Source organism: uncultured Jatrophihabitans sp. (assembly GCF_964246335.1).
In the GTDB taxonomy this organism is placed as follows: Bacteria; Actinomycetota; Actinomycetes; order Mycobacteriales; family Jatrophihabitantaceae; genus Jatrophihabitans.
Window position 1 is genome coordinate 1 of the sequence record NZ_CAXTQF010000008.1, and the last position, 8,638, is coordinate 8,638.

9 protein-coding genes are annotated in these 8,638 nt (G+C 70.8%); 4 read left to right on the forward strand and 5 right to left on the reverse strand.

Going from position 1 to position 8,638, the window contains the following annotated elements; genetic code table 11:
• The coding region (locus ACFFCN_RS03890; RefSeq protein WP_375489816.1) for a catalase at positions 1-1,128 on the forward strand (1,128 nt) is incomplete at its 5' end.
• Position 1,129: 1 nt separating this feature from the next.
• Here ACFFCN_RS03890 and ACFFCN_RS03895 read toward each other — a convergent pair.
• The 4 genes from ACFFCN_RS03895 to ACFFCN_RS03910 all read right to left on the reverse strand — a co-directional run bounded on the left by ACFFCN_RS03895 (position 1,130) and on the right by ACFFCN_RS03910 (position 5,170).
• Positions 1,130-1,927: a glycosyltransferase gene (locus tag ACFFCN_RS03895; protein ID WP_375489817.1), complete on the reverse strand. Its 798-nt coding sequence runs from the start codon at positions 1,925-1,927 to the stop codon at positions 1,130-1,132.
• Entirely contained in the window at positions 1,924-3,321 is a 1,398-nt protein-coding gene (locus tag ACFFCN_RS03900; RefSeq protein WP_375489818.1) for a PIG-L family deacetylase, read from the reverse strand. Before ACFFCN_RS03900 ends, ACFFCN_RS03895 begins: the two co-directional genes overlap by 4 nt.
• The gene (locus ACFFCN_RS03905; protein ID WP_375489819.1) at positions 3,318-4,376 is read right to left on the reverse strand and encodes an acyl-CoA dehydrogenase; all 1,059 of its coding nucleotides are present in this window, start codon (positions 4,374-4,376) and stop codon (positions 3,318-3,320) included. The genes ACFFCN_RS03900 and ACFFCN_RS03905 overlap by 4 nt, the downstream gene beginning before the upstream one ends.
• Positions 4,377-4,450: 74 nt before the next feature.
• Entirely contained in the window at positions 4,451-5,170 is a 720-nt protein-coding gene (locus ACFFCN_RS03910; RefSeq protein ID WP_375489820.1) for a GAF and ANTAR domain-containing protein, read from the reverse strand.
• Between the two features lie 161 nt (positions 5,171-5,331).
• On the opposite strand from ACFFCN_RS03910, the gene ACFFCN_RS03915 reads away from it, so the two are divergent.
• Positions 5,332-6,255 (forward strand): NAD(P)H-binding protein, encoded by a 924-nt coding sequence (locus ACFFCN_RS03915; RefSeq protein ID WP_375489821.1) that lies wholly within the window; start codon positions 5,332-5,334, stop codon positions 6,253-6,255.
• A 48-nt stretch (positions 6,256-6,303) separates the two neighbouring features.
• On the forward strand, positions 6,304-6,984 hold the full coding sequence (locus ACFFCN_RS03920; RefSeq protein ID WP_375489822.1) for a UdgX family uracil-DNA binding protein: 681 nt from the start codon (positions 6,304-6,306) through the stop codon (positions 6,982-6,984).
• An 8-nt stretch (positions 6,985-6,992) separates the two neighbouring features.
• Here the strand turns inward: ACFFCN_RS03920 and ACFFCN_RS03925 are convergent, their stop codons facing one another.
• On the reverse strand, positions 6,993-7,661 hold the full coding sequence (locus ACFFCN_RS03925; RefSeq protein ID WP_375489823.1) for an HAD family hydrolase: 669 nt from the start codon (positions 7,659-7,661) through the stop codon (positions 6,993-6,995).
• A 348-nt stretch (positions 7,662-8,009) separates the two neighbouring features.
• Here ACFFCN_RS03925 and ACFFCN_RS03930 point away from each other — a divergent pair.
• A partial coding sequence (locus ACFFCN_RS03930; RefSeq protein WP_375489824.1) for a transglycosylase family protein occupies positions 8,010-8,638 on the forward strand: 629 nt, incomplete at its 3' end.

The window sequence follows — 8,638 nt, forward strand, 5'->3', positions numbered from 1 at the left end:
TTCTTCGTCAAGGACCCGATGAAGTTCCAGGACTTCATCCGCTCGCAGAAGCGGCTGCCGGCCTCGGGGCTGCGCGACAACAACATGCAGTGGGACTTCTGGACGCTCTCGCCGGAATCCGCCCACCAGGTCACCTGGCTGATGGGCGATCGTGGCATCCCGCGCACCTGGCGGCACATGGACGGCTTCAGCAGTCACACGTACCAGTGGATCAACGCCGAAGGCACGCGGTACTGGGTCAAGTACCAGTTCAAGACGAATCAGGGCGCGGACTACCTCACCCAGGACAAGGCTGACGAGATCGCCGGCACCTCCCCGGACAACCATCGGCAGGACCTGTACGGCGCGATCGAGAACGGCGACTTCCCGTCGTGGACGTTGAAGGTGCAGATCATGCCGTTCGACGACGCCGAGGAGTACCGGTTCAACCCGTTCGACCTCACGAAGGTGTGGCCGCACAGCGACTACCCGCTGCACGAGGTCGGCGTCATGACGCTGAACCGCAACCCGCAGAACTTCTTCGCCGAGATCGAGCAGTCGTCGTTCGAACCGTCCAACCTCGTACCGGGGATCGACGTGTCACCGGACAAGATGCTGCTCGGCCGCATCTTCAGCTACGCCGACGCGCACCGTTACCGCATCGGCACGAATTACCAGCAGCTGCCGGTGAACTTTCCCAAGGCCGCGAAGCTCAACACGTACAGCAAGGAAGGGGCGATGAACTACCGGTTCAACGCTGCGGACCAGCCCGTGTACGCACCGAACTCCTACGGCGGCCCGCACGCCGACACCGCGCAGCAGGACGGCAAGGGGTGGGACGCGGGCGGCCCGATGGTGCGTGCCGCGTACACCCAGCACGAGCAGGACAGCGACTGGGTGCAGCCCGGCACGCTGGTGCGTGAGGTGCTCGACGACGACGCCCGCGAGCGGCTGGTCAGCAACATCAGCGGCCACCTGCTCAACGGCGTGACCGAGCCGGTGCTGGTGCGTGCGTTCGAGTACTGGACGAACGTCGACGCCGAACTCGGCAAGAAGGTCGAGGAGTCGGTGCGCGCGCAGCAGAGCGAGTCCGCGCCGACCACGGCAGCCGGCCCGACGACACCCGGCGACGAGGCCGAGAAGGTCTGAGTCAGCCCGCCTGATCGATGGCGGTGTCGGTGTCTTCGGCGGCCCCGGTGACTTCGGTCCCGGGGCCGCCTGCGGTGACAGCGTCTGCGGCGCCGATCCGGCGCAGGTAACCGGCGAACCCGCGGGGCACCCGGCCGTAGGCCCGAGCGCTCGTCCGCACCTCGATACCGCCGGTGCGCACCACGGTCAGCGACGCCCGCTCGGCTCGCGCGACGAGGTCGGCGTCTTCGCCGTCGACCAGCGCCGACCAGCCGCCGAGTTCCTGCAGCGTGCTGGCGCGCACCCCGAGATTCGCGCCGTGCACGTGCCGATGGCCGTCGCGCGGATCATGGTGTCGCAGCCACTCGTCTCGTGCCCGGTCGATCAGTTCGTCCCCCGGCAGCACGGTGCCCACCACGACGTCCGCACCGGGGACCGCCGTGCCCGCGTCGGCCAGCACCACCATTCGCTCCAGCCAATTGCGCGGCACGACCGAGTCGGCGTCGGTGTTCGCCAGCCAAAGATGCGTTGCCGGTACGCCGCGCACGGCCGCGTGCGCCACGGCCACTGCACTCCCGGCCGCGCGCACCCGCCCCACACACCGGTACGCGACCGGGACGGCCGACACGTCGGCGAAGCCCGCGACGACCTCGGCGGTGCGATCCCGGCAGGCGTCCAGCACGACCATGACGTCGGCACTGACCCGGCCACGCGTGTGGTCGAGCAGCTGCGCCCGAGCGTCGAGCACCGATTCCAGGCAGCGCCCGACGAGCTCCTGCTCGTCCGCGGCGGGGATGACGACACCGACATGCTCGATCACGCCGGGTCGCCGTCCGGTGCGTCCGGCTCGACGATGCCCTCGGCGACGGCGACGGACTCACCCGTACGCGACCACGCCTGCAGCAGGAAGTCGTCCTCGACGTGATTGACGATCATGCGTCGGCCGGCCGACAACGCCGCGTGGACCGCGCCGGCGGTGTGTGAGTGCATCGAGGCGGGGTGGCGCCAGTGACAGGCCACCAGCACGCCGTCGTCACTCAGACATGAGTCGACCTGCCGGACGAGCGCGTCGAGATCGTCGCAGTAGTAGCCGACCTCGCTCAGCAGCACGAGATCGAATCGGCCGTCGGGCCACTCGTCGGGAATGCGGCCGGTCCCCACGACGACGTTCTGTGCCCCGTCGAGCCGCCGGCGCGCGGCGTCGACCGCCGCCCGGGCGACGTCCCACGCCACGACCTCGCGGCAGCGCCGGGCGAGCTCGATCGTCAACGCCCCGGTTGAGCACCCCGGCTCGAAAGCGCGGTCGAACCGCGGCCGGGTCAGCGCGGCGAGCATGACGGCGCGTTTGCGCTGTTCGTAGAAGCGCGCGTCGAGACCCCACGGGTCGGCGCTGTGCCGGTAGAGGTCGTCGAAGTAGGCGAGGTCGGCCAGGTGCGCTGCACGGCTGACGACGAACACCTCGTGGTCCGCGTCGAAGTGGGCGAGCATCCGCGGCGACAACACCGCCTCGTCGCCCGGTTGGTCGGACAGCGCGGCGATCTGACTGCGGTAGCCGGCCACCGCACGCTGCTTGGCGGCGATCGCGGCGTCGTCGAGCTCCAGCCTGCGCATCCCGGGCGCCTGCAGGGACCCGTCATCGGGCTGCGCCCAGTGCCACGCCCACACTGGGTACTGCCACTGCTCGACCGCGCGGCCGTGCGCGTCCTGCTCACGCAGCAGCGCGGCGACGACGTGGGCGCACGCCTCGTGGTCGGGGTGGCGGTCGCCGGTCCAGGTGGTGACGACGTGCGTGGCGTTCACCAGCAAGGGCGCGAGGCCCTCGCGCAGTGCGTCGATGTGCCGGTCGAGGAAGCTGTCCGGCAGGCCGAGCAGGTGCACCTGCGCACTGGGCGCCAGTTCGGCCAGGGCGGCGTAGACCTCGCGGCGGCGGATGGCTGCGAGCTCGCGGGCGTCGTGGGTCGGTGACGTCGGGTGCGACGCATCACCGTCGGTGGCCACCACGACGGTGACGGTCGCGCCGGCGGCCTCCGCCATCGCCAGCAGGCCGCCGGCGCCGAGGGTCTCGTCGTCCGGATGTGCCGCCACCACCACGATGTGGTCCTGCGCGGCCGGCGGTCGGATCGGGTCCAGCGCGGCGCGCATCGGGTCCCACTCGCGGGCGTCGGTGCCGCGATCGCTGTGCCGGAACTGCTGGGACACGACGTCGCGCCTCACCGGGTCGCCCGGCCGGCGACGCGGTGCCCGAGCGCGGCCAGATCACGTTCGGCGTGGTGCTGGCGCACGTACAGCTCGAGGTCGGCAACCCGCGCGGCGTGCGCGGCGTCGAAAGCGAGCGGCGCCGGGCCGAGCGCGTGCGCGGCGTGCCGCAGCACCGCCTCAGCCGCATCGGCAACCACCGCGCGGACCCGCAGCGCGAGTAGCTCGCCGTCCGCACCGGCCGCAGCTCCGGCGTCCACCTGTTGTGCTGCCTGCGCGAGGGTGCAGCCGGCTGCGTGCAGTGCTGCGTCGACCGCGCCGGCGTGCATGTCGGGCAGGTCGCCGGGGCGCCGGGCGGCGGCCGCGGTGACGGCGCCACCCACGCCGAGTGCCGCGCCGTACCAGCAGGCTGCGACGCCGATCCCGCCCCAGGCGAATCCGGGCCGGTCGAGGTACCACCCGGGTGCGCCGACCGCGCGCGCCGGCGTGTCGTCGAAGGTCAACCCGACGCTGGTGACGGTGCGCAGACCGCGGGCGACCCAGGTGTGGGGGGCGTCTGCCCGTACGTCCGGACGGCGCAGCGCGACCCGGAACAGCCGGCGCTGTTCGCCGTCGACGTGTGCGGTGACGAGCGCGTTGTCGAGGCGGTCACCCAGCGAGCACCACGGCTTGCGGCCGGACAGCGTCACGTGCTCGCCGGCACCGTCCGCGGCCAGCCGCGCATCCGCTGCTTCGGCAGCGAAAACACCCCACGAACCGTCGAGTGCCGCCTCCGGCTCGCCGGCCTCGCGCAGGATGGCCAACGCGTCGCTGTGTGCCTCCAGGACACGCGCGACGGTCACGTTGACGGCGGCGACGTCTGCGAGCACCGCCCAGCGAGCCGCGGTCTGCCCGGCGCCGGGTTGCGGCAGTCGCGTGCCGTACTCGAATGCCAGCGCCACCGCCACGTCGACGTCCTCGCCGGCAGCGCGGGCCGCGTCGACGAGCTTGTCGCTCCAGTCGAGTTGCGCCGCGGCAACCGTGTCGGGTGTCAGTGGGACGAGCGGCGGCACGGCACGCGTCCCTTCATTCACGGGCGGTACGTTCCACCCAGCGGTGATCTACCCCCGCGCCGCAGCGCGCTCACAGCCAGCCCCGTGTCGTGCGTTCAGGCCAATTCGCCGGACATCACAAAAGCCTCGGCGATCTCGAACACCTTCCGGTTCGTGCGCTGCGAATGCTGTGCGAGCACGTCGAAGGCCTGGTCCGCCGTCATCCGGCGACGCTCCATGAGGATGCCCTTCGCCTGCCCGATCACGTCACGATTGCGCAGCGCCGCCTGCAGGTTCTGCACCCGTTGCGTGTCGGCGATCGCAATCGCGGCGTGCAGGGCGAACAGCCGCGCGACGGCCTCGTCCCGCTCGTCGAACGCGGACTTCGTGGAACCGTAGAGGCTCAGCGAGCCCAGCTGGTTGTCGTCGACCCACAGCGGGACGCACAGCGCCGAGTGCACACCGAGGCGGGCGGCCAGCGGCCCGAACTCGGCCCAGCGGTCCTCGACCTCCATCGAGACCGAGACGATCGCCTTCTGGTCACGGGAGGAGTCGATGCACGGCCCGATGCCATGCGCCAGTTGGAAGGCGTCGAGTTCGGCGATCGGCACGCCGTAGGTCGCCTGCGGCAAGAACTTGCCGCGGACGAAGAGGTTGACGCCGGCGAACTCGGCGGCGTCGACCATGCGCACCGCCTCGGCAGCGACGGCGTCAAGAGTCGACTGCAGATCGTTGTCGCGCACCCGCAAGGCACGGCGCAGGTGCTCCAGGGCCGAGGTCAGATCGTCGTCCACGGATTCCCATGGCGATGTCTTCTCGAGGGGTTCGGCGGTCACTGTCTGGCTCCTCGCTCAGGCCCGGTTGGGCTCGGAGGGGTTAGGGGTAATGGCACTTTAACTGATCGGTGTACAGCGTTCACCGACAGTGTGACCAGTGCGCAATCGAGACCGTACGGCAGAGGTTCGCACCCCAGAACTGCACGCGGCGGGAGACGACGATGCGCACACTCGTGACGGGCGCCACCGGTTTCGTCGGGCGCCACCTCGTCCCGGAACTGCTGGCGGCCGGTCACGAGGTCGACGCGCTGACCCGGCACCCGGACCGCTACACCGGGCCCGGCAAGCCGGTCGGCGCCGACGTCGGTGAGCCGGCGACGCTGCCCGCCGCGCTGACCGGTCACGACGTCGCCTTCTACCTCGTGCATTCGCTCGACCACGGCGATTTCCGCCACCGGGACGCCGCGGCCGCGCGGGCGTTCGGCGCCGCGGCGCAACTGGCCGGGGTGTCGCACATCGTGTACCTGAGCGGGCTCGGCGATCCGGCCGACAACCTGTCCGCCCACCTGCGCAGCCGGCAGGAGGTCGAGGGCCTGCTGGCCGACGGCGGTGTGCGGGTCACGTCGTTGCGCGCGGCGATGGTGATCGGCGACCGCAGCACGTCGTGGGAGATCATCCGCGGCATGGTCGAGCACCTGCCGGCGCTCGCCGCGCCCACCTGGGCGCACACCCGGTCGCAACCGATCGCGCTCGACGACGTGCTGCGTTATCTCCTCGGCGTGCTCGAGCTCCCCGACACCGGCAGTCGCGCCTACGACATCGGCGGCTCGGAGGTGCTGCAGTACACGCAGGTGCTCAGTCGGCTGAGCGCGCTCGAGGGACGACCGGCGCTGCAGGTCACCGTGCCGACCCCGGGCGTGCGACTGTCCGCCCTCGCTGCGTCGCGGCTGCTGCCGTTCATCACCGGGGTCGATGCGCGCACGGTGCGTTCGCTGGTCGAGTCGATGCGCAACGAGGTGGTTGTGCGCGACGACGCGATCCGTCGGCTCGTCCCGTTCGAGCCGATGGACTACGACCAGGCGATGCTCGCCGCGCTCGGCGCCCGTGCGAAACGTCGCCGTGCCAAGGGGTCTGGCGGCAGCTGAGCACACATGCCCGCACGCGTTGTCGGTGGCCGCGGGTAGGCAGATGACATGCCGACTCGTGCGAAACATCCCGGCGCCGCGCAGTTCGTGCCCTCGGCGTCCGACCTCGGACACCTGGCCCAGGCAGCCACCGGATGTACGGGCTGCGATCTGTACGAGAACGCGACGCAGGTCGTCTTCGGCCGTGGGCCGCAGACCGCCCGATTGGTGTTCGTCGGCGAGCAGCCCGGTGACGTCGAGGACACCGAGGGCGCACCGTTCGTGGGGCCGGCCGGCGGCGTCCTCGACCGCGCACTACGCGACTCGGGCATCGAACGCGGCGACACCTACGTGACCAACGCGGTCAAGCACTTCCGGTGGAAGGCGGTACGTGGCAGCAAACGCCGCATCCACGAGAAGCCGTCGGCCGGCCAGTCGACGGCGTGCCGGCCGTGGCTCGCCGCCGAGCTCGCCGCGGTGCGTCCGCACCTCGTGGTGGCGCTCGGCGCGACGGCCGCGGGCTCACTGTTCGGCGCGTCGTTCCGGCTGACGCAGCACCGCGGCGAGGCGTTGTCCTGGCCACCGGAGACGGGTGACTTCGCCGGCCTGGCGGGCAGCGAGCTCGGCATCGAACACGGGCTGGCGACGATTCATCCGTCCGCCGTCCTGCGCGCGGAGCCGGACGAGCGGCAGGCCGCCTACGACGGGCTGGTCGCCGATCTGCAGGTCGCGCGCGAGCTGCTCGGTTGAGCGCGTCGTTACAGCGTGCCGAGCACGCTGTCGTCCAGATGCGCGAGTAGCTGCGCGGGATCGCGCCACACCTCGACGGCACCCGCGTCACGCAGCTCGTCCTCCGGTGTCCCGCCGCACGTCAGCGCCACGAATCGCACGCCCGCGCTCTGGCAGGCGACGCCGTCCCACACCGCGTCGCCGACGAAGACGGTGCGCTCAGGCGACAGACCGGTGCGCTCGAGCGCGACCTGGACGATGTCCGGCGCCGGCTTGCCCGCACTTGCGTCGCTCGAGCTCGTCGCCTCGGTCACGGCGTCGTCGGCACCGATCGTGCGGCGCAGCTCGGTCAGCTCGTCCTCGGACGCCGACGACGCGAGGACCACGTCCAGCCCGCGTTGCGCGCAGGCCCGGAGCACGTCCGCAGCGCCGGGCAGCAGGCGCAGCCGTCCCCATTCCTGCTTGTAGAGCGTGTCGTGGGCATCCTCGATCGCGTCGTCCTGCGTCGTGTCGTGGTCGCCGAGCAGGCGCTCGAGCAGGTACGCACCGGACATGCCGATGGCGTGATGCACGTCGGCACAGCTCACGTCGTGACCGTGCTGGCGCAGCGCCTCGGCCCAGTGGACGGCGTGCAGGAACGTGGTGTCGACGAGGGTGCCGTCGACGTCGAACAGGACACCGCGACGAAGCTCTGCCATGCCAGGACCGTGCCCGCAACCGCCTCGATTTATTGCCCGCGCGAGTACTACACGCGTGTAATTCGATCAATTTTCGGATCGTTCGAATCATGTCGCGGTAGTGGTCGCACGGCAGGCGCAACCGGTGGTGCAAATAGCACAGTCTCGCCTGCGTTCTGCTCCGACACGCCCGGAAATAACCGATGAGCTTGGTGATGGGGTTGTGAATCATTGTGTCTCGTGTGACGGTTGGGGCAGTTGATACATCGCTTCGGCAGTCGGTCCACGGCTGCCGGACCCGGCGCCACGGCTCGCATTTCTGCGGGTCGACGGCGTCGGCTCCGTCACGCCGAAAGGGATCCGCCGCGCATGGGGAGCAGTCAGCCGAACCGCGTCGTAGGCGCGATGTCGTCGTTCTTCACCGATTGGGCCGGCGACAATCGCGACACGACTGCGCGCACGGACGCGCGCCCGGATTTGGCGCCGATCGAGGCACCGCGCCGGGGTGCTCGCCTGCGCCGGGGCACCGTGGCCGGCGTTGCCGTGCTGGCCGCCGCTACCGCCTGCATCGTGGTGCCGATGACCGGTGCCTCGGCCGACCCGTCCGAGCACACCTGGTACCGGCTGCGCATGTGCGAGTCGAGCGACAACTACTCGACCGACACCGGCAACGCGCACTACGGCGCGTACCAGTTCGACCTCTCGACGTGGCGCAGTGTCGGCGGGTCCGGCTACCCCAGCCGGGCGTCCAAGGCCGAGCAGGACAAACGCGCGCTCATCCTCTACCGCGAGCGCGGTTGGCAGCCGTGGCAGTGCGCCCGCATCCTCGGTCTGCGCGAGGACTCCGACGCGCGCTCCGGCCGCACCGGCGACCTGCACGGATCCAGCCCGTCGCACTCGTCGAGCGGTGTGCCGGGCTTCCCCGGCGGCTCGCACTGGTACGTGTACGGCGACAACAACTCGCACATCAAGACCTTCCAGAACGAGATGCACCACCG